Below are 23,112 nucleotides of genomic sequence, written 5' to 3'. Positions count from 1 at the left end.
AGCTTCCCTGCCGGAAGGAATCCCATGGACGTCATCTCCGTCATCCGCACCAAGCGGGACCGCGGCGAACTGACCCCCGAACAGATCGACTGGGTCATCGACGCGTACACCCGCGGCGAGGTCGCGGACGAGCAGATGTCCGCCCTGGCCATGGCGATCCTGCTGAACGGCATGAACCGTACGGAGATCGCCCGCTGGACCGCCGCGATGATCGCCTCCGGCGAGCGGATGGACTTCTCCGCGCTCTCCCGCCCCACCACCGACAAGCACTCCACCGGCGGAGTCGGCGACAAGATCACCCTGCCGCTCGCCCCGCTGGTCGCCGCCTGCGGCGCTGCCGTCCCGCAGCTCAGCGGCCGGGGCCTCGGCCACACCGGCGGCACCCTCGACAAGCTGGAGTCCATTCCCGGCTGGCGCGCCCACCTCTCCAACGAGGAGATGCTGAGCGTCCTCGGTATCACCGGCGCCGTCATCTGCGCGGCGGGCGACGGCCTCGCCCCCGCCGACAAGAAGCTCTACGCGCTCCGCGACGTCACCGGCACCGTCGAGGCGATCCCGCTGATCGCCAGCTCGATCATGTCGAAGAAGATCGCCGAGGGCACCGGCGCGCTCGTCCTCGACGTGAAGGTCGGCAGCGGCGCCTTCATGAAGACCATCGAGGACGCCCGCGAACTCGCCTCCACCATGGTTGCCCTCGGCACCGACAGCGGCGTCCGCACGGTCGCCCTGCTCACCGACATGTCCACCCCCCTCGGCCTCACGGCGGGCAACGCCCTGGAGGTCCGCGAGTCCGTCGAGGTACTGGCCGGCGGCGGCCCCAGGGACGTCGTCGCCCTCACCCTGGCGCTCGCCCGCGAGATGCTCGACGCGGCGGGCCTCAAGGACGCCGACCCCGAGAAGGCGCTCGCCGACGGCTCCGCGATGGACGTCTGGCGCCGCATGATCTCCGCCCAGGGCGGCGACCCCGACGCGGCCCTCCCGGTCGCCCGCGAGCGCCACGTCGTCACCGCCCCCGCCTCCGGCGTGCTGACGCGGCTCGACGCCTACGACATCGGCATCGCCGCCTGGCGCCTCGGCGCCGGCCGCGCCCGCAAGGAGGACGCGGTGCAGGCGGGCGCCGGGGTCGAGCTGCACGCCAAGCCCGGCGACACCGTCACCGCCGGCCAGCCGCTGCTGACCCTGCACACGGACACCCCGGAGAAGTTCTCCTACGCCCTCGACGCGCTGCCGGGCGCGTACGACATCGCCCCGGCCGGTACGGACTTCACCGCGCCCCCCGTGGTGCGCGAGCGCATCGCGTAACCACCGGGCCGGAGCACGCGACGGCGGCCCGCCGACACGGACCTCCCCGTGCCGGCGGGCCACCGTTTCCGCCCTGTGCGGGCCCTGGCGTTGGAACCGGTCCGCCGGCACCGATGAGTTGTGGCGGCGGGGACGGTCTCATGGGTGTGGAAGCCACACCCCCGGTCACCCTCGTCGTCGCGGGCCGGATCGCCCGCGCCGACGTACCCGAGCTCTGTGCCGCACTCGACCGGCTCCTGGCCGCCCCCGAGCAGGCCGCCGCCCCGGTGGAGTGCGACCTGACGGGGGTGGTCCGCCCCGGCCTCACCGTCGTGGAGGCGCTCGCCCGGCTCTCCCTCACCGTCCGCCGGGCGGGCCGGGGCCCGCTGCGGCTGCGCGGCACACCGCCCGAACTGCGCACCCTGCTGGACCTGGTGGGGCTGGCCGACCTGGCGGGCATCACCGACGCGCCCTGAGACGCGCGGTCACTCCCCGGCGGCTGCCTTCCCGGCGGTTGCCTTCCCGTCGGCGTCCAGCGCGTCCGGCAGCCCGAACAGCGGGAACCAGCGCGGGGTGTCCAGGAAGCAGTGCATCCCCGTGATCGCACCGTCCTGGATGTCGATGATCTGCACCGCCCACGGCACGAACCCGGGCCCGTCCGGGTTCGGCTTGTAGTGGGCGAAGGCCGGAGTGCCGTTGGCGACGGTCGCCACCAGCCGGGAGCCCGCGCAGCTCGCACCGATGGAGAGCATGAAGCCGGTGATGTCGTCGTGCCCCTGGAGCCAGAGGTCGAACGGCGGCATGGTCATCACGGCGTCCTCGTGGAGGAGCGCGGTGAGCGCCTTCATGTCGTACCCCTCGAACGCGGCGACGTACCGCTCCAGCAGCTTGCGCTGCTCCTCGTCGAGCGGGTCGGCGGTGTCCGGGCCGCGCTCCCCGGCCTCGGCCAGGGTGGCGCGGGCCCGCTGGAGTGCGCTGTTCACCGAGGCGACGGAGGTGTCGAGGAGCTCGGCGACCTCGGACGCCTTCCACGCGAGCACCTCGCGCAGGATGAGCACCACCCGCTGCTTCGGGGGCAGGTGCTGGAGCGCCGCGACGAAGGCGAGCCGCACGGACTCGCGCGCCACGGCCGCCTCCGCCGGGTCGGCGGGCGACGGCAGGACCCGGCCGTCCGGCATCGGCTCCAGCCAGGTGTTCTCCGGCAGCGGGTTGAGCGCGGCCTGCGCGAGCGGGGTCGGGCCGGACAGATCGACCGGCCGGGCACGCTTGTTGCCCGCCGTCAGCATGTCCAGGCAGACATTGGTCGCGATCCGGTACAGCCACGAGCGCAGCGACGAACGCCCCTCGAACTTCTCGAAGTTGCGCCAGGCGCGCACCATCGTGTCCTGGACCGCGTCCTCGGCCTCGAACGCCGAACCGAGCATCCGGTAGCAGTACCCGGTCAGCTCGACCCGGTGCCCCTCCAGCCGGCTCTCGACGCTCCGAGCCTCCGCGTCCGCCACCCCCTCCACGCCGTGCACCGCCGCTTCCTCCGCGGCCGCCGTCGTGAGATCACCCATCGCTCTACCCCTGTCGCGCTGTGACACCGCCCCCCGCAGTCAGGAAGCTACCGCAGCGCACGCACACGCGGGCGGGAAGCGCACAACCGCTCAGGCTCCGGGCCGCGCGCCGCCCGTGGACCCCGCGCGCCCCGTGGACGCGGACGTCGTCGCCGTTCGTGAGCAGCTTCCAGTATGCCTTCGTGCCGGTGGGGCGCATGTCGGCGCGATCGCCCGGGCCGGCGCCGGCGGGCGGGGCGGGCGCGGGTCCCGGCGCCCCCGGTTCCCTCCCGATACGCCGACTCCCCTCCACCTGCGGCAGGTCGGGCACCTGCGGCACGGGCGGAGGGGAGTGCGGGAACGGGCCCTGTTCCGGGACCGGTTCGGCGGGGCCGGGGCCGGGGCCGGGGCCAACGGCTCAGCGGGCGACGGCCATCGCCGCGTGCTGCGGGTGGGCCTTCCGCTCGGCCCGCGCGCACCGCGACCCGTACAGCGTCACGGAGGCGACACCGAGCACCGCGAGCAGTCCGAGCCCGACCGTGCCGGTCCAGCCGCCCGCGTGGAAGGCCACCGCGCCGAGCGTGCCGCCCGCGCTGGAGCCGAGGTAGTACGAGGACTGGTAGAGCGCCGACGCCTGGGCGCGGCCCGTGGTGGCCGTACGGCTCACCGAGGAGGAGGCGACCGCGTGGCCGGCGAAGAACCCGGCGGTGATCAGGACCAGGCCCAGCAGCACCGCGGCCAGCTGGTCGGCGAGCGAGAGCAGCAGCCCGGCGGCGGTGGTGGAGACCGCGAGGTAGAGCGCGCCCCGGCGGCCGAGCCGGCCGACCAGACGGCCCGCCGCGGCGGAGGAGACCGTACCGACCAGGTAGACGAGGAAGATCGAACCGACCACACCCTGGGGGAGGTCGAACGGCGCCTCCACCAGCCGGTAGCCGATGACCGTGTAGACGGCGCCGAACACCGTCATGAAGAGCCCGCCGATGAGGAAGAGCCGGCGCAGCAGCGGATCGGCCAGGTGCCCGCCGACGGTCCGTACCAGCGCCTTCGGGTTGAGCGAGCCGGGGACGAAGTGCCGTGCCCGGGGCATCAGCAGGTGGAACGCGACCGCGCACCCCACTGCCAGCAGACCGACCGCGCCGAGCGCGACCCGCCAGCCCCAGAGCTGGGCGATCCAGCCGGTCAGGATGCGGCCGCTCATGCCGCCGATGCTGTTGCCCGCCACGAACAGCCCGATCGCGGCGACCAGCGCCTTGGGCCGGACCTCCTCCGCGAGAAAGGCCATCGCGGAGGCGGGCAGCCCGGCCAGCGCCGCGCCCTGCACCGCGCGCAGGGCGATCAGCCAGCCGAGCGAGGGGGCGAACGGCACCAGCATGCCGACCGTGACCGCGATGGTCAGCGAGGCGGTCATCATCTGGCGGCGGCCGAAGCGCTCGGAGAGCGCGCTCAGCGGCAGCACGGCGAGCGCCAGCGCCCCCGTCGCGGCGGAGACCGTCCAGCTCGCCTGCCCGGCCGAGGCGCCGAACGACGCGGAGACCGAGGGCAGCAGGGCCTGGGTGGAGTAGAGGAGGGCGAACGTCGCGACGCCGGCGGCGAAGAGCCCGAAGCTCATACGGCGGTAGCCGGGACGGCCGGGGTCGAGTCGCGTGTCGCCCGGGGCGGCGGCCGGTTCGGCCGCGGCCGGAGCGGAGGCCTGCGGAGCGGAGGTGTGCGGAGCGGGCTGTGCGGAGGCACCCACCACGACGGTGGATGCCCCGGTATCGGCAGGAGGCATGGTTCGACGGTAGGCCGGTGCGTTTGATGCGTCCAATGCATGAAACCGCGATAATCGTTCCCATGGTGCATGACCGCAGCTCACAGCCCCGACTGTCACCGAGCAGTTACGAAGAAGACATTCGCGCGGTCCTCGCGCCCCGGCTCGCGTACTTCGAGGCGGTCGCCCGACACGAGCACGTCACCCGGGCCGCCCACGAGCTCGGGGTGCCCCAGTCCACGCTGTCGCGGGCCATGGTCCGCCTCGAACAGGACCTCGGCGTCGCCCTGTTCGCCCGCCGGGGCCGGACCGTCTCCCTCACCCCCGCCGGACGCACCTTCCTCGGCTCGGCGGAACGCGCCCTCGCCGAGGTGGAGAAGGCCGCCGACTCCGTACGGGCCGACGCCGACCCCGCCTCCGGCAAGGTCGCGTTCGGGTTCCTGCACACCATGGGCTCGGAGACCGTACCCGCCCTCATCCGCGCCTTCCGCGTCGACCACCCGGGCGTCCGCTTCCAGCTGGTGCAGAACTACGGCGAGGCGATGATCGAGCGGCTGCGTGCGGGGAAGCTGGACCTCTGCCTCACCTCGCCGGTCCCGGACGCGCCCGATCTGGTGGCCCGCCGGCTCGACGAGCAGCGGCTGCGGCTGGTCGTCCCCGACGACCACCGGCTGGCGGCCCGCCGCCGGGTCCGCCTCGCGGAGGCCTCCGACGAGACCTTCGTGACCCTGGAACCCGGTTACGGCCTGCGGCGGATCACCGACGACCTGTGCGCGGAGGCCGGGTTCGTGCCCAGGATCGCGTTCGAGGGCGAGGAGGCGGAGACCCTGCGCGGGCTGGTCGCCGCCGGGCTCGGCGTCGCCCTGCTCCCGCCGCCCGCCGTCGCCCGCCCGGGGGTCGTCGAGCTGACGGTCACTGCGCCGCGCGCGGTCCGCGAGATCGGCGTCGCCTGGCTGGACGGCCACCCGGACACCCCGCCGGTCGCCGCCTTCAAGCAGTTCCTGATCTCCCGGCGCGGACACCTGCTGCCGGACTGAACTCCGGCGCACCCCATGGCGCGAGGCTGCTCCCCGCCCCTTTGCCCGCTCAACCAGGTAGAAAGGCAGGGGCGTTGAGTATCAGCACTCAGGTGCGGGCTCTACGGGGCGCCGGAGGATGGCGGCACAGCCCAAGGGCTGTCCCGTGATTCGTCGCGCACCCACCAGGGACTGCGGGACAGCCGTCCGACCCGAGGAGCCCCTGATGTCCGCCATCCACCCGTCCGAGGAGCTGCCGACGGACGTCCCGTCGGCCACCGGTCGCACCCGCCGCCTGCTGCCCGCCGTTCTCGCGCCCGCCGTCGCGGTAGCTCTCGCGGTGTCCGCCGTGGGCGCCAAGGAGCCCGGCACCTGGGTGCTGGAAACCGTGTGGGTGATGCTGGGGCTGCCGGTCCTGTTCCTGCTGCGCCGGCGGTTCCCGCTGAGCGGCCTGCTCTGCGGACTGCTGGCCGTCCACGCCCTCGTCCTCATGGTGGGCGGCCACTACACGTACGCCGAGGTCCCGGCCGGTGACTGGGTGCGTGACTGGTTCGGCCTGGAACGCAATCCGTACGACCGCCTCGGCCACCTCATGCAGGGATTCGTGCCCGCGATCCTCGTCAGGGAACTCCTCGTCCGCACCTCGCCCCTGCGCGGCAGCCGCTGGCTCCCGCCGCTGACCGTGTGCGCCTGCCTCGCCTTCAGCGCCGTCTTCGAGATGCTCGAATGGCTGGCCGCCGTGACCGGAGGACAGGCCGCCGACTCGTTCCTCGCCACCCAGGGCGACGTGTGGGACACCCAGTGGGACATGTTCTGCGCGCTGATCGGCGCCGTCTGCTCCCTGCTCCTCCTCAGCCGCCCGCACGACCGCAGCCTCGCCCGCCTCGCGGTGCACGAGAAGCTCTGACCGGCGCGGCGTGCCGCGGCAAGCTCGGTCCCGCGGCACGCTCAGTGCCGCAGCGACCGCCCGAAACCGGCGGCCAGCGGCATCCGCAGCCCCAGCGGCGGCGGTGCGGCCAGCGCGTCCTGGACCGGCCGGGCGTAGGAGCGGTCGAAGAGCGAGCCCTGGACGAAGTCGGAGGCCAGCGCAACCACTTCGGCCCGGTGCTGGCGCAGCGCGTGCCCGTCCGAGTGGACCTCGAACCGGCAGATGTCCCGGTTGGCCTTCTTGGCCCGGGAGGCCAGGCGGAAGGAGAGTTCGGGGTCGGTCCGGGTGTCGTTGGTGCCGTGCACGATCAGCACCCGGCGCCCGGCGAGCTGTTTCACCGGCTCGGCCGCCGTCTCCGGCGCGGTGTGCGCGGGGGGCCCGGCCTGCCCCGGCAGCCAGGGGGCCATCGCCAGGACGGCGGAGACCGCCGGGTGCCCGGCCGCCCGCAGTGCCGCCCGGCCGCCCATGCCGTGGCCGACGAGGCAGACCGGCACGTCCCCGTAGCGTCGTACCACCTCGTCCGCCGCCCACCCGGCGTCCGCCGCCGGGTCGGCGTCCTGGGCGTTCCAGCCGCGGTGGCGGTAGTGCAGGACGTGCACCGTCAGCCCGTCCTCCCGGCCCGCCCGCGCCAGCGCCCGCGCGAACGGAAGCTGGCCGGCGTAGGAGAACGGGGACGGCTTGCGATGGGATTCGGCGGCTCCGTCCGGGAGCAGCAGGACGACACCACCGACCTCCGAGGACGGTCCCGCGGCCCGGACGGAGCGTCCGAGCCGTGCGGTGGGCAGGGGAAGCGCGCGCATGGCCATAACGGAACATTGTCAGAAGCGAGGGTGTACACCACCTGTCCTCACCATCACTGTTACGTATCTTCACTCGGTCATCTACGCGCGTAGGCGCTAGAGTGCGCAGATGATGAGCCAGCTCCGTGACGTCCCCGACGCCGACCAGATCCGCCGCGCCCCGAAGGTGCTCCTCCACGACCATCTCGACGGCGGGCTGCGCCCCGGCACCATCGTCGAACTCGCCCTGGCACAGGGGTACGAGGACCTGCCGGAGACCGACCCCGACAAGCTGGGCACCTGGTTCCGCGAGGCGGCCGACTCCGGTTCGCTGGAGCGCTACCTGGAGACCTTCGCCCACACCTGCGCCGTCATGCAGACCCGTGACGCGCTCTTCCGGGTCGCCTCCGAGTGCGCCCAGGACCTCGCCGAGGACGGCGTCGTCTACGCCGAGGTGCGGTACGCCCCCGAGCAGCACCTGACCGGCGGGCTCACCCTCGAAGAGGTCGTGGCTGCGGTCAACGAGGGCTTCCGCGAAGGGGAGCGGCTGGCCCGCGAGGACGGCCGGCGCATCCGGGTCGGCGCCCTGCTCACCGCGATGCGGCACGCCGCCCGCTCGCTGGAGATCGCCGAACTCGCCAACCGCCACCGGGACTCCGGGGTCGTGGGCTTCGACATCGCGGGCGCCGAGGCCGGCTTCCCGCCCACCCGGCACCTGGACGCCTTCGAGTACCTCAAGCGGGAGAACAACCACTTCACCATCCACGCGGGCGAGGCGTTCGGCCTCCCGTCGATCTGGCAGGCCCTCCAGTGGTGCGGCGCCGACCGGCTCGGCCACGGGGTCCGGATCATCGACGACATCGAGATCGCCGAGGACGGCACCGTCAAGCTCGGCCGCCTCGCCAGTTACGTCCGCGACAAGCGCATCCCGCTGGAGCTCTGCCCCACCTCGAACCTCCAGACCGGTGCCGCCCCCTCCTACGCGGAGCACCCGATCGGGCTGCTGCGTACCCTGCACTTCCGCGCCACGGTGAATACCGACAACCGTCTGATGAGCGGGACCAGCATGAGCCAGGAATTCGAGCGGCTGACCGAGACTTTCGGATACACGCTCGACGACATGCAGTGGTTCACCGTCAATGCGATGAAATCAGCATTCATTCCTTTCGATGAACGTCTCGCGATGATCAACGATGTGATCAAGCCGGGATACGCCGAACTGAAGTCCGCATGGCTGTTCAGCCAGACCGCCGCGACCAGCGTCTCCTCGCTCGAACAGAGCTGAGCGAACACATTCCGGAAGGGGCCGGGGAACACATGTCCCGGCCCTTTTCCGTGTGTCGCGTCATTTGCGGTGCGGGGAGCCGGGTGGCTAGTTTGCAGAGCCGCTCGCATCCCCTTTCCCCAAGGATGAATGTCATGAAGCTCTCCTCCGCCCGCATCATCGGTGCCGCCGCTCTCGGCGCGGCTTTCGCCGCTGCCGCCGCCGGCAGTGCGTCCGCCGCGACGGCGCTCCCGCTCGACGCGGGCAGCTCCCTGCCCATCTCCACCGACGCGCTGGCGAACCTCGGCCACACCGCCCAGACCCTCCCGGTCAAGGAGACCACCGGCAGCCTCCTCGGCGGAAAGGCCACCGACGCCGCCAAGCCCGTCACCCAGCTGCTCGGCGGTCTGCCGACCAAGGGCCTGACCGCGAACGGCCTGCCGATCGGCGGCTGACCCGCCCTGTCGTACGCCAGTGGGGCACCCGGCCTGTCAGGCCGGGTGCCCCACCGCGTGCTCCGTGCTGTCGGCCGTCGTCAAGGCCGTCCCCCGTCGTACCCGCGTCACCAGGCCGTCGCGGACGTGGTGCCCGACGAGGACTTCTCCCCGGGCAGCAGGATCCACAGCGCCAGATAGACCAGGAACTGCGGTCCGGGCAGCAGGCACGAGACCAGGAAGATGACGCGCATGGTCGTCGCGGAGGTACCGAAGCGCTGTGCCAGCGCCGCGCACACTCCGCCGATCATGCGTCCGTCAGTGGGGCGAACCAATCCGGCCATGGTGGGCTCCTCGGTGAACCGTCGGGGGAGCAGCCGCTGCGGCGCTCCCGATGTATCCATGGTCGCTCCACCGGCGGGGACGGTGCCTCCCTCTACGGTGCGACCCCGACCCTGCCAATCGTCGGGGTCGCACCCTGAGGGGTCCCGCCGGCCGCGTCCACGCCCTCCGGCGCGGGGGCCCGGTGCCGCCGGAGGCGCAGCCGGGCCCGTACGAACGGCACCACCAGCAGATGGGCCAGCAGCACCCCCACCGTGTTCAGCAGCAGCGAGTCGATGTCGACCACCTGCCCGGGGACCCCGGTCTGCCCGAGCTCGATGGCGAGGGATATCAGCGCCCCGGCGGCGGTCGTACGGACCAGCGAGGCCCACGGGGAGACCGTGAGGCGCGCGTCGGCCATCGGCAGCAGGAACCCGAGCGGCGCGAGCAGCAGCAGCCCCGCGCCGATGCGCTTCACCGCAGCCTCCGGGCCGAGTGCGAGGTCCGCCTTGATGCCGTCCAGCGGGGTGAAGTTCGCGGCGGTGATCCAGGGGACGTCCAGGGGGCGCAGCGTCAGCCACCCGACGAGCACGAGATGCGCGAGGAGAAGCGTGAACCCCACCACGCGGAACAGGGTGACGGCCTTACCGCCGGGACCTTGACGCACGCCCCCCTAGACGCCCGGTCCTGAGGGAACGGTTCCGGGCAAACAGCTGGAAGTGGCGCAGACCACGGGACGCGCGCCCCCGCCGCGCCCCAACCGCCACACGCCCACCGGCAGCACCAGCGTCTCCACCGGCGTGCCCGGCGGACCGGGAGTGCCGCTCAGCGGGGCGGCGAACCCAGCGGACCGGGAGTGCCGCTCAGCGGGGCGACGGCGACGGTGTGCTGACGGTCGGTACGTTCTGCGGCCGGGCCATCGTCTCCGCCGTGCAGAGGTAACCCCGGGGGGCGTAGTCGTCGCTCGGCCCGCCCAGCAGCACCGCGTCGCCGGTGACGAGCGTGCCCTCCTCGGCGAACGTGCAGACCACCTGGGCCAGCGCCTCGGAGGACAGGTCCTCCGGCTGGGCGCTCAGCCGCAGGGCACCCGCCGGATCGTCCGCGGTGCCCTCCCCGACGCTCAGGTCCGAGGGGACGGCGGTGGTGAAACCGGCCTGCCGTTCCGCCGTGAGCGGCGACTGCCGGATCTGCGCGAGCAGCGCCCGCGCCAGGCCCAGACGACCGCTGCCCCGGTCGGTGTCCGCGATCGTCCGGTCGGTCGGCACCAGTTCCGACGCACAGACCAGGTACACCCGCACCCGCTCGTCGGCCTCGCGCGCACCGGAGTCCGAACCGCTGGTGCGGCACGGTACCCGGGAGGGCGCCGCCCCCGCGTCGACCGGCACCGACGTGGACCGGATGCCGCACCCGGCGGCCAGCGCGGCGGCAGCCACGGCGAGGACCACGGCGGTGAACGGGCGCCGCCCGCCCAACCGGGTCCGCCGCCCGCCCACCCGGCTCCGCCGTACGCCCACCCGGGTCCACCGCCCGTCTGCCTGGTTCCGCCGCATGCCCGCCGGGTCCCGCCGCCTCACGACTCCCCGCCGTCCGCGCCGCCGCCGGCGCCGTTCGTGTCGTCCTTGGCACTCTCGTCCTCGGCGTGGGGGAGCCGCAGCACGAACACCGCCCCGTCGCCGTCCGGGGAGTTGGCCGCCGAGATGGTGCCGCCGTGGATCAGTGCGTTCTCCATGGCGATCGACAGCCCGAGGCCGCTGCCCTCGGAGCGCGGGCGGGACGCGCTGGCCTTGTAGAACCGGTCGAAGACGTGCGGCAGCACGTCCTCGGGAATCCCGGGCCCGTGATCGCGTACCTCGATGACCAGTTCCTCGCCCTCGGTGCGTACGCGTACCCGCACGGGTGAACCGCCGTGCTTCAGCGCGTTGCCGATCAGATTCGCCAGGATCACGTCGAGCCGCCGCGGGTCGAGCCGCACCATCATGCCGCGCTCCGCGTCGAGTTCCACCGCGTCCAGCCACGCACGGGCGTCGATGCAGGCGGTGACCTGGTCGGCGACGTCCACCGTGTCCAGGACCAGCCGGGCCGTGCCCGCGTCGAAGCGGGTGACCTCCATGAGGTTCTCCACCAGGTCGTTGAGCCGCCGGGTCTCGCTCACCACCAGGTGCACGGCGGGCGCGATCATCGGGTCGAGGCTGTCGGCCTCGTCCTCCAGCACCTCGGCCACCGCGGTGATCGCGGTGAGCGGGGTACGCAGCTCGTGCGACATGTCGGCGACGAACCGGCGGCTGGATTCCTCCCGCGCGCTCATGTCCGCGACCTTCTTCTCCAGCGAACCCGCCGCCCGGTTGAACGTCCTGGAGAGTTCGGCGAGTTCGTCCGTACCGGAGACCACCAGACGGGTGTCGAGCTTCCCCTCACCCAGCTTGCGCGCCGCCTCGCCGAGCCGCTGCACCGGCCGCAGCACGGTCGTCGCCGCCGCCTGCGCGAGCAACGCGGCGCCGATCAGCGCCAGCGTGGTGGCGATACCCAGCGACCAGGCGAGGGAGTTGAGGTCCTGGCGCTCCTGGTCGAGCGACTTCAGCATGTAGCCCGTCGGACCGCCGCCGATGATCCGCGTCCCGGCCACCAGGTACGGGGTGCCGTCGATGCTCGTACGCTGCCAGAACAGGTGGTACTCGTACGTGTTGCCCGAGGTCAGCCGCTGCTGGGCGGAGACCTGACGCTCCAGCGAATCCGGCACGTCCACCTTGGTGAAGGAGTCCAGGTCGGAGTAGCCGACGATCGGCTTCCCGCCGTCGCGCTCGTCCTCCAGCAGCACCGCGTACCCCGGCCCGCTGTCCGCCATCTGCACGGCGGCGGACTGGAGATCGTCCTTCGTCGGCTCCAACGGCAGCGACGCCGCCCGGTTCTGCATCTGCCGCCGGAAGTCGCCGAGCGCCGCGTCCTGCGTACGCGTCAGCACCGCCTCGCGGTTGAGCCAGTACGCGATCCCCGACGCGGACACCGCCGCCGTCAGGGCCACCAGTCCGAACACCACGACCAGCCGCAGCCGCAGGCTGCTCCAGCGGAGTCCCGCACGGACCCCGCGCCCGGCACGTCCACTCACTGAGGCGAGTCCAGCCGGTAGCCCACACCGCGCACCGTACGGATCAGCGTCGGCGAGGACGGCACGTCCTCCACCTTCGCCCGCAGCCGCTGCACGCACGCGTCCACGAGCCGCGAATCGCCCAGGTAGTCGTGCTCCCACACCAGCCGCAGCAACTGCTGCCGGGACAGGGCCTGTCCGGGCCTGCGGCTCAGCTCCAGGAGCAGCCGCAGCTCGGTCGGGGTCAGCTGGAGATCCGCCCCGTCCTTGGTGACCGTCATCGCGGAACGGTCGATGACCACGTTCCCGAAGGTCGCCGAGTCCGTCGACTCCCGCTCCCCGCGCCGGAGTACGGCCCGGATGCGCGCGTCCAGCACCCGGCCCTGCACGGGCTTCACCACGTAGTCGTCGGCACCCGACTCCAGACCCACCACGACGTCGATGTCGTCGCTGCGCGCCGTCAGCAGGATGATCGGCAACTGGTCGGTGCGGCGGATGCGGCGGCAGACCTCGAAACCGTCGATCCCGGGCAGCATCACGTCCAGCACGACCAGATCGGGCCGCTGCTCCCGGAGGAGGTTCAGGCCGTCCTCTCCCGTCGCCGCGGTGGCCACTCGGTGGCCCTGGCGTGACAGCGAGAGTTCGAGAGCCGTGCGGATGGCGTCGTCGTCCTCGATCAGCAACAGGAAAGGCACGCGGGCCATTCTGTCCCATGGTGGTGCCCCAGTTCGACCGCCGGGGGCCACTTCCTGTGCGTGAGCGGGCCCAGTTGTGACGGTTACGACCCCACGAGGCCTGTGACAGCTCTGTGACAGTCGGCGGACAGTGCCGAGAAACTGCCCGGCCAGACTCAATGGCACACGGTTCGAACGGACTCCACGACGGGGAGGCGCACGATGAACGCACTGCAACTGCAACGCACCGGCTCAAGCGCGGTTGTCACGCGTCTCCACGACATGGGCCGGGGTCCGGAGAAGTCCGGTGCGGTGAACGGACGGGGGTGCGTTCGCGGCACCGGGCGTCAGCGCCCTGCTGCGACGCCGGTCACCGACGCCACGGGGGACGGACCGGGCACGTACGGGGGAACGTACGGGGGACACGGGGGAAGCGCGTACGGGGAGGGCATCACGGGGGAGCGGACGCCCCAGGCGCCGGCCGAGGACGCCGAAGCGGCGTTCACGGCCTACGTCCAGGAGCGCCGCGCCTCCCTGTACGCGACCGCCTACCACCTGACCGGCGACCGGTTCGAGGCCGAGGACCTGCTGCAGAGCGCCCTCTTCTCGACCTACCGGGCGTGGGACAGGATCAGCGACAAGGCGGCCGTCGGCGGCTACCTGCGCCGCACGATGACCAACCTGCACATCAGCGCCTGGCGCCGCCGCAAGCTCAACGAGTACCCGACCGAGGAACTGCCGGAGACGGTCGGCGACTCGGACGCGATGCGCGGCACGGAGCTGCGCGCGGTGCTCTGGCAGGCGCTCGCCCGGCTGCCCGAACTCCAGCGCACCATGCTGGTCCTGCGCTACTACGAGGGGCGCACCGACCCGGAGATCGCGGCCATCCTCGACATCAGTGTCGGCACGGTGAAGTCCAGCATCTGGCGGTCGCTCCGCCGGCTGCGCGAGGACGAGGTCCTCAGCTTCGGACGTGACGAGAAGGAGTCCTTCGGCGAGCTGGTGGCCTGAGGCTACGGGGGAAAACAACGGGGGAACGGGGAAAACGGGGGAACCACGGGGGAACGTGGGAAAACGGGGGAACGACGGAGCTCGCCGCTCCGGGGGGAAACGGCGAGCGACGGGGGAACGGCGGGGTCGTACGGGCTGGGGGGCCCGGTACGGCCCCGTTCGTCGTTCCCGCGGTTCCGCCGTCCGGGTCCTACGCGGCGCCGCTCCCCGCCGGGGTGCGGCGGCAGCGGCCCGCGGCGGCGGCGGCCAGGCGGCCGAGCGCCTCCTCCTTGCCGCACGGGTGGGCGCCGAGCGCCGTCTGGCGGGCCACGATCCGGCGCTCCGCGCGCATCAGCCGCCAGCCGCGCCGCAGCAGGAACGGCACCGACTTGCGGCCCTCGCGCAGATCCCGCAGCAGCCGTCGGCGGAACGTGGTCGAGGGGCGCCCGCGCAGGCAGATCGCGTCGGCGAGCAGCCCCAGCTCCTGGCAGCGCGCGACGATGTCCGCCGCGAAGATCCCCTCGGCCACGAAGAGCGGTGAGCGCTCGATGTGCAGCACCTCGGTGCCGGTACGGGAGCTGGTGGCGAGGTCGTACACCGGTATGTGGGTGCGGCCGGAGCGGCAGAGGTCCGCGATGGCGGCGACGGCGGCCTCGGCGTCCCAGGACTCCGGGGAGTCCCAGTCGATGTCCGTACTGCCGGTGACCTGGGGCAGGGTCGGGTCGTTGCCCTCCTTGTAGAAGTCGTCCAGCCGCAGCATCGGAAGACCGGTGCGAGCGGCGAGGGACGACTTCCCGGAGCCGGAGGGTCCTGTCAGCAGGACGACGCGCGTCGGGATCGGTTGGGAACTCACAGAACAAAAGTGTGAGGCATGACCCGAGCAGGGGACCCCCCGGAAGTCCTGTTGGTATCGAGCATCACATCTCCACTACTCTGCGCGCACGTACGACTACCGATACGAAGTCGATCAGGTGGGAAAAATGGCACGTCATGCACGAACCAAGCCCTCGCGGCACGTCCTGCTGCGCGCCGGGCTGACCGTCACCGCGCTGGGAGCCGCCCTCGGCGCGGGCGCCGCGTCCGCGCAGGCGGCCACGCCCGAGGCCGTGACCGAGGCGAGCGACAGCGCGCAGGCCGCCGTGTCGGCGGTGACGGACGCCGCCCTGCCCGCGGTGACCGGCGCGCTGTCGAACAGCCTCGCCCCCGTCACCGCGCTCCAGCTCGACCCGCTGGCCAAGACTGGGAGCGACCCGCTGGACAACGCCGTCGGCACGCAGGTCGCCGACTTCAAGCCGGTCTCCACCGCCCTCGTCACCGACCACCTCACCCAGGGCGGTGCGCTCCGCGACCTGCCCCTGGTGGGCCCGGTCACCGGGCTGATCACCGGGGCGCGTTGACCCGCTGACACGCCGGCGGGGCCGGTCCCCACCCGGTGGTGAGGACCGGCCCCGCCGTGCGCCTACGGCCTGTGCCGCCGGCGTGAGCGGCCGTCAGTAGGACGAACCGGCAACGCCCAGCGCACCCGTGGGGTGCCAGACCGTCTTGGTCTCCAGGAACGCCGTCAGCCGGTACGTACCCGGGTCGGCGGTCCAGTCGGCGTCCGCCGGGTCCGCGCCGTCCTCCACAGCCTGTGGACGGAGCACGCGCTTCAGGTTGTCCGCCGCCGCGATCTCCAGCTCCTTCGCCAGCGCGGCGTCCGCGCCGGTGAGGTCGATGGCGTTGACGTCCTGGTGCGCCGCGAGCGGGGCCGCCAGCTCGGCGGTCGCGCCGGAGAGCAGGTTCACCACACCGCCCGGCAGGTCCGAGGTGGCCAAAACCTCGCCCAGCGAGAGCGCGGGCAGCGGCGCGTCGGCGGAGGCGACCACCACGGCGGTGTTCCCCGTGGCGATCACCGGGGCGATCACCGAGACCAGCCCGAGGAACGACGAGCGCTGCGGCGCCAGCACCGCGACCACGCCGGCCGGCTCCGGCGTCGACAGGTTGAAGAAGGGCCCGGCGACCGGGTTGGCCCCGCCCACGACCTGGCCGATCTTGTCCGTCCACCCCGCGTACCAGACCCAGCGGTCCACCGCCGCGTCCACCACGGCCGCGGCCTTGGACTTCGACAGCCCCTCGGCGTCCGCCACTTCGCGGACGAACTGCTCCCGGCGGCCCTCCAGCATCTCGGCGACGCGGTAGAGGATCTGGCCGCGGTTGTACGCGGTCGCACCGGACCAGCCGCCGAATGCCTTGCGGGCGGCGACGACCGCGTCCCGCGCGTCCTTGCGGGACGACTGCGGGGCGTTCGCCAGCCACGTGCCCTTGGAGTCGGTCACCTCGTACACCCGGCCGCTCTCGGAACGGGGGAACTTGCCCCCGACGTACAGCTTGTAGGTCTTGAAGACGCTCAGGCGCCGCGGTGCGGAGCCGTTGGTCGATCCGTGCTCAGACATCGAGGTACGCCTCCAGGCCGTGGCGGCCGCCCTCGCGGCCGTAGCCCGACTCCTTGTACCCGCCGAACGGCGAGGTGGGGTCGAACTTGTTGAACGTGTTGGCCCAGACGACGCCCGCCCGGAGCTTGTTCGCCACCGCGAGGATGCGGGAGCCCTTCTCCGTCCAGATGCCCGCCGACAGGCCGTACTGGGTGTTGTTGGCCTTCGCGACGGCCTCGTCCGGGGTGCGGAAGGTCAGCACGGAGAGCACCGGGCCGAAGATCTCGTCCCGGGCGACCGTGTGGGCCTGGGTGACCCCGGTGAAGAGCGTCGGGGCGAACCAGTAGCCGGAGGAGGGCAGTGCGCACGGCGCGGTCCAGCGCTCGGCGCCCTCCGCCTCCCCCGTCTCCGTCAGCGCGGTGATCCGGGCGAGCTGCTCGGCGGAGTTGATCGCCCCGATGTCGGTGTTCTTGTCCAGCGGGTCGCCGAGACGCAGCGTGGACAGCCGCCGCTTCAGCGCGTCCAGCACCTCGTCGTGCACCGACTCCTGCACCAGAAGGCGGGAGCCCGCGCAGCAGACCTGGCCCTGGTTGAAGAAGATGCCGGTGACGATCCCCTCGACCGCCTGGTCGACCGGGGCGTCGTCGAAGACGATGTTGGCGCCCTTGCCGCCCAGCTCCAGGGTGACCTTCTTGTCCGTGCCCGCGACCTGCCGGGCGATGGCCTTGCCCACGGCGGTCGAGCCGGTGAAGGCGACCTTGTTCACGTCCGGGTGGGCGACAAGGGCCGCGCCCGCGTCGCCGTACCCCGTCAGGATGTTGACGACGCCCTTCGGCAGACCCGCCTGGCGGCAGATGTCCGCGAAGAACAGGGCGGAGAGCGGGGTCGTCTCGGCGGGCTTGAGGACCACCGTGTTGCCGGCCGCGAGCGCCGGGGCGATCTTCCACGCCAGCATCAGCAGCGGGAAGTTCCACGGGATGACCTGGCCGGCCACGCCGAGCGGGCGCGGGTTCGCGCCGAAACCGGCGTGGCCGAGCTTGTCGGCCCAGCCCGCGTAGTAGAAGAAGTGCGCCGCGACCAGCGGGAGGTCGGTGTCGCGGGTCTCACGGATCGGCTTGCCGTTGTCCAGCGTCTCCAGGACGGCCAGCTCGCGGCTGCGCTCCTGGATGATCCGGGCGATCCGGAAGAGGTACTTGGCGCGCTCGGAGCCCGGCAGCGCCGACCACTTCTCGAACGCCTTCCTGGCCGCCCGGACCGCGCGGTCCACGTCCGCCTCGCCCGCGCGGGCGACCTCGGAGAGGACCTCCTCGCTGCTCGGCGAGACGGTCTTGAAGACCTTGCCGTCGGCGGCCTCGGTGAACTCGCCGTCGATGAACAGGCCGTACGAGGGCGCGATGTCGACGACCGACCGCGACTCGGGGGCGGGCGCGTACTCGAATGCAGATGCCATGGGGATCAGTCCACCGTCACGTAATCGGGGCCGGAGTAACGGCCGGTGCTGAGCTTCTGGCGCTGCATCAGCAGGTCGTTCAGCAGACCGGAGGCGCCGAACCTGAACCAGTGGTTGTCCAGCCAGTCCTCGCCCGCGGTCTCGTTGACCAGGACCAGGAACTTGACCGCGTCCTTGGTCGTACGGATGCCGCCCGCGGGCTTCACCCCGACCTGTACGCCGGTCTGGAGCCGGAAGTCGCGGACGGCCTCCAGCATCAGCAGGGTGTTCGCGGGGGTGGCGTTGGTCGCGACCTTGCCGGTCGACGTCTTGATGAAGTCGGCCCCGGCCAGCATCCCGAGCCAGGAGGCGCGGCGGATGTTGTCGTACGTGGAGAGCTCGCCGGTCTCGAAGATGACCTTGAGGCGGGCGGTGCCGCACTCGGCCTTCACGGCCACGATCTCCTCGTACACCTTGAGGTAGTGGCCCGCCAGGAACGCGCCCCGGTCGATCACCATGTCGATCTCGCCGGCCCCGGCCGCCACCGCGTCGCGGACGTCCGCGAGCTTGACGTCGAGCGCCGCGCGGCCGGCCGGGAAGGCCGTCGCCACGGACGCCACCTTCACGTCGGAGCCGGCCAGCGCGGCGACGGCGGTCGCCGCCATGTCGGGGTAGACGCAGACCGCGGCGGTGCGCGGGGTCGTCCGGTCGGTCGGGTCGGGATGCAGCGCCTTGGCGCACAGCGCCCGGACCTTGCCCGGGGTGTCCGCGCCTTCCAGCGTCGTCAGGTCGATCATCGAGATGGCGAGATCGATGGCGTAGGCCTTGGCCGTCGTCTTGATCGACCGGGTGCCGAGCGAGGCGGCGCGCGCTTCCAGGCCGACGGCGTCGACGCCGGGCAGCCCGTGCAGGAAGCGGCGCAGCGCACCGTCGGACGCGGTCGCGCCGGAGAATGCGGGTGCAGTGGTGGGCATGGTCACCAGGGGAGCATATCTACGCGCGTAGCAGCCTGTACAGGGGGGTACGGGCCGTCCCACTGCCCCGCGCGGGCGCCCCGTACGCCCACCGGCCCGCGTCCCGGTGCGCCGCGACCCGCGACCCGCGTCACTCCGCACCCGCGTCGCTCAGCACGCGGTCCCTTTCGCGCACGGTCCCTTTCGCGCACGGTCCACTTCGCACCCGCGCCGTGCCTGACGCCGCCCCGCACCCGGCCCCGGGCCGGCGTCAGGCACAATCGGGCCATGACGAGCTCCACGCCCCCTGGCGAGCCCACCTACGCCGACCGGACCTACCGGTCCACCCCCGCGACGGTGACAGGCGTCCTGCTGCTCCTGCTGCTCGCCTGGCTGCTCGGCGACGCGCTCGTCAACGGGGAGGGCCGCGCGCCCTGGCTGGCGCTCGCCGGAGCGGTGCTGGTCGCGCCGCTGGTCGTCGCCTTCACGCTGCGCCCCGCCGTACTCGCCGGAGCCCGCCGCATCCTGATCCGCAACCCGTTCCGCACCATCGTGCTGCCGTGGTCGAAGATGGCGGACGTCCGCGCCGCGTACTCCACCGAGCTGTTCACCACGGACGGGAAGAAGTACCAGGTGTGGGCGCTCCCCGTCTCGCTGCGCGACCGCAAGCGGGCGGTGCGCCAGTCGTCCGCCGCCCAGCGCGAAGGGGCCGGGGCGAAGCAGGTCCGCCCCGCGGTGGCCGACCAGGCGGTCGGGGAGCTGCGCACGCTCGCCGAGGAGGACGCCGCGACCGGGGGCGCCGCCGGTGCCCAGGAGGTGACCGCCTCGGTGCGCTGGGCGTGGGAGATCATCGGCCCCGCCGTCGCGGGCGGGATCGCCCTGGTGGTGCTGTTCGCCACGACGTGACGCGCGCGTCGCTCACAGCCGCGTACGAGAGCGGGCCGGTACCTCCCCGTGGAGGTACCGGCCCGCTCTTCGTACGTGCGCCAGGGGCAGCGGGTCAGATGCCGGCCGCGGCGGAGAGGTCCCGCCTGATCCCGGCCAGCAGCTCGGCCGCCCGGGCCCGCGCGGCCGCCGGCCCGTCCGCCGGGGTGACCGGCACGACGACCTCCAGGTAGCACTTCAGCTTCGGCTCGGTCCCGCTCGGGCGGACGATCACCCGTGCGCCGTCCAGCCGGTAGCGCAGCCCGTCCGTGGGCGGGAGCTGGGCGGATCCCTTCGCGAGGTCCTCGGCCGAGGTGACCGCCAGCCCCGCCAGCGTGGTCGGCGGCCGCTCGCGGAGCCGGTGCATGGCGTCGGCGATGACCGAGAGGTCCTCCACCCGGACCGACAGCTGGTCGGTCGCGTGCAGCCCGTGCGCGAGGGCCAGGTCGTCCAGCAGGTCGAGCAGGGTACGGCCGCGCTCCTTGAGCACCGAGGCCAGCTCGGTGACGAGCAGCGCGGCGGTGATGCCGTCCTTGTCCCGTACGCCGTCCGGGTCGACGCAGTAGCCGAGCGCCTCCTCGTAGCCGTACCGCAGTCCGTCCACGCGGGCGATCCACTTGAAACCGGTCAGCGTCTCCTCGTACCCGAGGCCGGCCCGCTCGGCGATCCGGCCGAGCAGGGAGGAGGAGACGATCGAGGCGGCGAGGACGCCCTCGGCGCCCCGGTCCACCAGGTGCGCGGCGAGCAGCGCGCCGACCTCGTCGCCGCGCAGCATCCGCCAGCCGCCCCCGGCCGCCGGGTCCGGGACGGCGACGGCACAGCGGTCCGCGTCCGGGTCGTTGGCGATGATCAGGTCGGGGTCCGTCCGGCGCGCGGTCGCGAAGGCGAGGTCCATCGCGCCCGGCTCCTCCGGGTTCGGGAACGCGACGGTCGGGAACGCCGGGTCGGGCTCGGCCTGCTCGGCGACGAGCACCGGCGCGGGGAACCCGGCCCGCTCGAACGCGGCGGTCAGCACCGAGGTGCCGACGCCGTGCATCGCCGTGTAGACGGTCCGGGCGGTACGCGGGGAGCCGGCCGAGAGCACGGCGTCGGTACGCGCGAGGTAGGCGTCCAGGACCTCTTCGCCGAGGACCTCCCAGCCGTCCTCGGGCCGGTCCACCCCGGCGAGCGGGCCGACCGCGGCGATGGCTGCGGCGATCTCCGCGTCGGCCGGGGGCACGATCTGCGAGCCGTCGCCGAGGTAGACCTTGTAGCCGTTGTCGCGCGGCGGGTTGTGGCTCGCGGTGACCTCGACGCCCGCGACGGCACCCAGGTGCCGTATGGCGTACGCCAGCACCGGGGTGGGCAGCGGGCGCGGCAGGACCGCGGCGCGGAGCCCGGCGCCGGTCATCACGGCGGCGGTGTCCCGGGCGAAGTCGGCCGAGCGGTAGCGGGCGTCGTACCCGACCACGACGAGCCCACCGGTGTGCCCCTCGGCCTTGAGGTACGCGGCGAGTCCGGCGGCGGCGCGGATCACGACGGCACGGTTCATCCGCATCGGCCCCGCGCCCAGCTCCCCGCGCAGACCGGCGGTGCCGAACTGGAGGGTGCCGGCGAAGCGCGCGGCGAGTTCGGCGCGGCCGTCGGGGCCGTCCGTGGCGATCAGCCGCCCCAGCTCCTCCCGCGTCTCGGGGTCCGGGTCCTCGGCCTGCCAGGCCCTGGCCCGTTCGAGGAGGTCGTCGTCGTGCACGGGGGTCCGCCTTTCGGGGATGACGGGGTGCTGGTGCTGGTGCTGGTGCTGGTGGTGGTGCGGGAGTGCCGGGGGAGCGGTGGTGGCCCGGCGGCGGCCCGGCCGGTCGTGCGGGGCCGCCACCGGACCGGCCGGTCAGATGCGTTCGAGCACGCGGGCCAGCAGGTCGCCCATGCGCGCGGCCGAGTCGCGGCCGGCCTGGAGGACCTCTTCGTGGTTGAGCGGCTCGCCGGACAGGCCCGCGGCGAGGTTGGTCACCAGCGAGATGCCGAGCACCTCCGCACCCGCCTCGCGCGCGGCGATGGCCTCCAGCACGGTGGACATGCCGACCAGGTCGCCGCCCATCGCGCGGACCATGCCGATCTCGGCCGGGGTCTCGTAGTGCGGGCCGGGGAACTGCACGTACACGCCCTCTTCCAGCGAGGGGTCGATCTCCTGGCAGAGCGCCCGCAGCCGGGGGGAGTACAGGTCGGTCAGGTCGACGAAGTTGGCGCCGATGATCGGGGAGGTGGCCGTGAGGTTGATGTGGTCGCCGATCAGTACCGGCTGGCCGGGGCGCATGCCCTCGCGCAGACCGCCGCAGCCGTTCGTCAGCACGACGGTCCGGCAGCCCGCCGCCACCGCCGTACGGACGCCGTGGGCGACGGCGGCGACGCCGCGTCCCTCGTAGAAGTGGGTGCGGCCGAGGAAGACCAGCACGCGCTTCCCACCGATGCGGTACGAGCGGACCGTGCCGCCGTGCCCCTCGACCGCCGGGGGCGGGAATCCGGGCAGGTGCGTCACCGGGAACTCGGCGTCCGGGGTACCGAGCGCATCGCCCGCGGGCCCCCAGCCGGACCCCATCACGAGGACCACGTCGTGGGTCTCGGCGCCGGTCAGCTCCCGCAGCCTGGCGGCGGCCTCGGCGGCCACCGCGTGCGGGTCGTCCTGGATGTTGTCCGGAATAACAGATGCGTTCACCGGACGAGGGTAACCGCTGAATCCCTACGCGCGTAGATGGACCGGCACACCATCTGTCCGAGCCTTTCGTGTTTTCGTACGACGAGGGGGCCGTTGGGCCGGGGAGCGGAAGGTGCCCGTGGGATGCGCGAGGCTCCGGGGGCCCGGGTGACCGCAGGGTCAGCAGGGGCGCTTGCGCAGCTCCATCACGTAGTCGTGCGGGGCCCCCGCGGACTCCGCAGCGTCGGCCACCTCGCCGAGGTAACGGGCGGAGGGCAGACCGCCCTCGTACCCGTTGAGCACGTACATCCAGGCCGGCTCCTCGCCGTCGAGGGTGTGCACGCGGACCCGCATCCGCCGGTAGATGTCGAGCCCGACACCCTCCCAGCGGTCCAGGGAGTCCTCGTCCATCGGCGCGACGTCGTACAGCGCGACGAACACCTGGGAACGCGGCGCTTCGACGACCGTCGCCAGCGCCCCTTCCCAGCCCATCTGCTCCCCGCCGAAGGTCAGCCGCCAGCCGTTGAGCCAGCCCGTACCGCGCAGTGGGGAATGCGGTGCGCGGCGCGTCATCAGCCGCGCGTCGAGGTTGCCGGCGTACGCGGCGTAGAGCGACATGAGTCCGAGGGTACGGGAGATGCGGAGCGACGCGCCGAACTCCTGGCAGGAA

24 protein-coding genes are annotated in these 23,112 nt (G+C 72.9%); 9 read left to right on the top strand and 15 right to left on the bottom strand.

Translation table 11 applies throughout. The features are described from left to right. The first annotated feature begins 24 nt into the window (after positions 1 to 24). Positions 25 to 1,302 carry a thymidine phosphorylase gene (locus ACWCSV_RS12490; protein ID WP_451141286.1) on the top strand — a complete coding sequence of 426 codons (1,278 nt, stop codon included), beginning with the start codon at positions 25 to 27 and terminating at the stop codon, positions 1,300 to 1,302. 140 nt (positions 1,303 to 1,442) lie between these two features. Continuing rightward, positions 1,443 to 1,757 carry an STAS domain-containing protein gene (locus tag ACWCSV_RS12485; RefSeq protein WP_451141284.1) on the top strand — a complete coding sequence of 105 codons (315 nt, stop codon included), beginning with the start codon at positions 1,443 to 1,445 and terminating at the stop codon, positions 1,755 to 1,757. A gap of 9 nt (positions 1,758 to 1,766) precedes the next feature. Here ACWCSV_RS12485 and ACWCSV_RS12480 read toward each other — a convergent pair whose 3' ends face one another. Together ACWCSV_RS12480 and ACWCSV_RS12475 are read right to left on the bottom strand one after the other, a co-directional pair. After that, on the bottom strand, positions 1,767 to 2,840 hold the full coding sequence (locus tag ACWCSV_RS12480) for a sigma-70 family RNA polymerase sigma factor (RefSeq protein ID WP_451141282.1): 1,074 nt from the start codon (positions 2,838 to 2,840) through the stop codon (positions 1,767 to 1,769). Between the two features lie 397 nt (positions 2,841 to 3,237). Continuing rightward, complete coding sequence (locus ACWCSV_RS12475) at positions 3,238 to 4,590, bottom strand: MFS transporter (RefSeq protein ID WP_451141280.1); 1,353 nt, start codon at positions 4,588 to 4,590, stop codon at positions 3,238 to 3,240. Positions 4,591 to 4,652: 62 nt separating this feature from the next. On the opposite strand from ACWCSV_RS12475, the gene ACWCSV_RS12470 reads away from it, so the two are divergent. Both ACWCSV_RS12470 and ACWCSV_RS12465 read left to right on the top strand, forming a co-directional pair. Further along, a complete protein-coding gene (locus tag ACWCSV_RS12470; protein ID WP_451141278.1) occupies positions 4,653 to 5,606 on the top strand; it encodes a LysR family transcriptional regulator in 954 nt (317 codons plus the stop codon). 205 nt (positions 5,607 to 5,811) lie between these two features. Continuing rightward, on the top strand, positions 5,812 to 6,492 hold the full coding sequence (locus ACWCSV_RS12465; RefSeq protein ID WP_451141276.1) for a DUF2238 domain-containing protein: 681 nt from the start codon (positions 5,812 to 5,814) through the stop codon (positions 6,490 to 6,492). A gap of 41 nt (positions 6,493 to 6,533) precedes the next feature. On the opposite strand, the gene ACWCSV_RS12460 is transcribed toward ACWCSV_RS12465, so the two are convergent. Further along, the gene (locus ACWCSV_RS12460; protein ID WP_451141274.1) at positions 6,534 to 7,319 is read right to left on the bottom strand and encodes an alpha/beta hydrolase; all 786 of its coding nucleotides are present in this window, start codon (positions 7,317 to 7,319) and stop codon (positions 6,534 to 6,536) included. Positions 7,320 to 7,422: 103 nt separating this feature from the next. On the opposite strand from ACWCSV_RS12460, the gene ACWCSV_RS12455 reads away from it, so the two are divergent. Together ACWCSV_RS12455 and ACWCSV_RS12450 are read left to right on the top strand one after the other, a co-directional pair. Then, positions 7,423 to 8,577, top strand: a complete 1,155-nt coding sequence (locus tag ACWCSV_RS12455; RefSeq protein WP_451141272.1) for an adenosine deaminase — start codon at positions 7,423 to 7,425, stop codon at positions 8,575 to 8,577. A gap of 134 nt (positions 8,578 to 8,711) precedes the next feature. Further along, a complete protein-coding gene (locus ACWCSV_RS12450) occupies positions 8,712 to 9,011 on the top strand; it encodes a hypothetical protein (protein ID WP_390960444.1) in 300 nt (99 codons plus the stop codon). A 107-nt stretch (positions 9,012 to 9,118) separates the two neighbouring features. On the opposite strand, the gene ACWCSV_RS12445 is transcribed toward ACWCSV_RS12450, so the two are convergent. The 5 genes from ACWCSV_RS12445 to afsQ1 all read right to left on the bottom strand — a co-directional run bounded on the left by ACWCSV_RS12445 (position 9,119) and on the right by afsQ1 (position 13,088). Beyond that, entirely contained in the window at positions 9,119 to 9,334 is a 216-nt protein-coding gene (locus ACWCSV_RS12445; protein WP_451141508.1) for a PspC domain-containing protein, read from the bottom strand. 92 nt (positions 9,335 to 9,426) lie between these two features. Then, a complete protein-coding gene (locus tag ACWCSV_RS12440) occupies positions 9,427 to 9,978 on the bottom strand; it encodes a VanZ family protein (RefSeq protein ID WP_451141270.1) in 552 nt (183 codons plus the stop codon). Positions 9,979 to 10,174: 196 nt separating this feature from the next. After that, a complete protein-coding gene (locus tag ACWCSV_RS12435) occupies positions 10,175 to 10,861 on the bottom strand; it encodes a hypothetical protein (RefSeq protein ID WP_451141268.1) in 687 nt (228 codons plus the stop codon). A 20-nt stretch (positions 10,862 to 10,881) separates the two neighbouring features. Next, on the bottom strand, positions 10,882 to 12,414 hold the full coding sequence (locus ACWCSV_RS12430) for an ATP-binding protein (protein WP_451141266.1): 1,533 nt from the start codon (positions 12,412 to 12,414) through the stop codon (positions 10,882 to 10,884). After that, positions 12,411 to 13,088: a two-component system response regulator AfsQ1 gene (afsQ1, locus tag ACWCSV_RS12425; RefSeq protein WP_266708396.1), complete on the bottom strand. Its 678-nt coding sequence runs from the start codon at positions 13,086 to 13,088 to the stop codon at positions 12,411 to 12,413. The genes ACWCSV_RS12430 and afsQ1 overlap by 4 nt, the downstream gene beginning before the upstream one ends. Positions 13,089 to 13,289: 201 nt before the next feature. Between afsQ1 and ACWCSV_RS12420 the strand changes: the two genes are divergently transcribed. Further along, positions 13,290 to 14,078, top strand: a complete 789-nt coding sequence (locus ACWCSV_RS12420; RefSeq protein ID WP_451141264.1) for a SigE family RNA polymerase sigma factor — start codon at positions 13,290 to 13,292, stop codon at positions 14,076 to 14,078. A gap of 190 nt (positions 14,079 to 14,268) precedes the next feature. Here the strand turns inward: ACWCSV_RS12420 and ACWCSV_RS12415 are convergent, their stop codons facing one another. Further along, complete coding sequence (locus ACWCSV_RS12415) at positions 14,269 to 14,910, bottom strand: uridine kinase family protein (RefSeq protein ID WP_451141262.1); 642 nt, start codon at positions 14,908 to 14,910, stop codon at positions 14,269 to 14,271. A 127-nt stretch (positions 14,911 to 15,037) separates the two neighbouring features. On the opposite strand from ACWCSV_RS12415, the gene ACWCSV_RS12410 reads away from it, so the two are divergent. After that, on the top strand, positions 15,038 to 15,454 hold the full coding sequence (locus ACWCSV_RS12410) for a hypothetical protein (protein WP_451141260.1): 417 nt from the start codon (positions 15,038 to 15,040) through the stop codon (positions 15,452 to 15,454). A gap of 93 nt (positions 15,455 to 15,547) precedes the next feature. Here the strand turns inward: ACWCSV_RS12410 and ACWCSV_RS12405 are convergent, their stop codons facing one another. The 3 genes from ACWCSV_RS12405 to deoC are packed head-to-tail and all read right to left on the bottom strand — an operon-like array spanning position 15,548 to position 18,871. Further along, positions 15,548 to 16,489, bottom strand: a complete 942-nt coding sequence (locus ACWCSV_RS12405) for an aldehyde dehydrogenase family protein (protein ID WP_451141258.1) — start codon at positions 16,487 to 16,489, stop codon at positions 15,548 to 15,550. Beyond that, positions 16,482 to 17,918 (bottom strand): aldehyde dehydrogenase family protein, encoded by a 1,437-nt coding sequence (locus tag ACWCSV_RS12400; protein WP_451141256.1) that lies wholly within the window; start codon positions 17,916 to 17,918, stop codon positions 16,482 to 16,484. The genes ACWCSV_RS12405 and ACWCSV_RS12400 overlap by 8 nt, the downstream gene beginning before the upstream one ends. 5 nt (positions 17,919 to 17,923) lie before the next feature. Continuing rightward, complete coding sequence (gene deoC / locus ACWCSV_RS12395) at positions 17,924 to 18,871, bottom strand: deoxyribose-phosphate aldolase (RefSeq protein ID WP_451141254.1); 948 nt, start codon at positions 18,869 to 18,871, stop codon at positions 17,924 to 17,926. A 267-nt stretch (positions 18,872 to 19,138) separates the two neighbouring features. On the opposite strand from deoC, the gene ACWCSV_RS12390 reads away from it, so the two are divergent. Further along, the gene (locus ACWCSV_RS12390) at positions 19,139 to 19,756 is read left to right on the top strand and encodes a PH domain-containing protein (RefSeq protein WP_451141252.1); all 618 of its coding nucleotides are present in this window, start codon (positions 19,139 to 19,141) and stop codon (positions 19,754 to 19,756) included. Between the two features lie 94 nt (positions 19,757 to 19,850). Here ACWCSV_RS12390 and ACWCSV_RS12385 read toward each other — a convergent pair whose 3' ends face one another. The 3 genes from ACWCSV_RS12385 to ACWCSV_RS12375 form a co-directional block, all read right to left on the bottom strand. Next, complete coding sequence (locus ACWCSV_RS12385) at positions 19,851 to 21,503, bottom strand: phospho-sugar mutase (protein WP_451141506.1); 1,653 nt, start codon at positions 21,501 to 21,503, stop codon at positions 19,851 to 19,853. 135 nt (positions 21,504 to 21,638) lie between these two features. After that, on the bottom strand, positions 21,639 to 22,463 hold the full coding sequence (locus ACWCSV_RS12380; protein ID WP_451141250.1) for a purine-nucleoside phosphorylase: 825 nt from the start codon (positions 22,461 to 22,463) through the stop codon (positions 21,639 to 21,641). A gap of 159 nt (positions 22,464 to 22,622) precedes the next feature. Next, positions 22,623 to 23,060, bottom strand: a complete 438-nt coding sequence (locus tag ACWCSV_RS12375; RefSeq protein ID WP_275492381.1) for a gamma-glutamylcyclotransferase — start codon at positions 23,058 to 23,060, stop codon at positions 22,623 to 22,625. Positions 23,061 to 23,112 lie beyond the last annotated feature (52 nt).

Source organism: Streptomyces sp. NPDC001770 (genome assembly GCF_053596135.1).
This window is presented reverse-complemented; position numbering and strand designations above follow the sequence as displayed.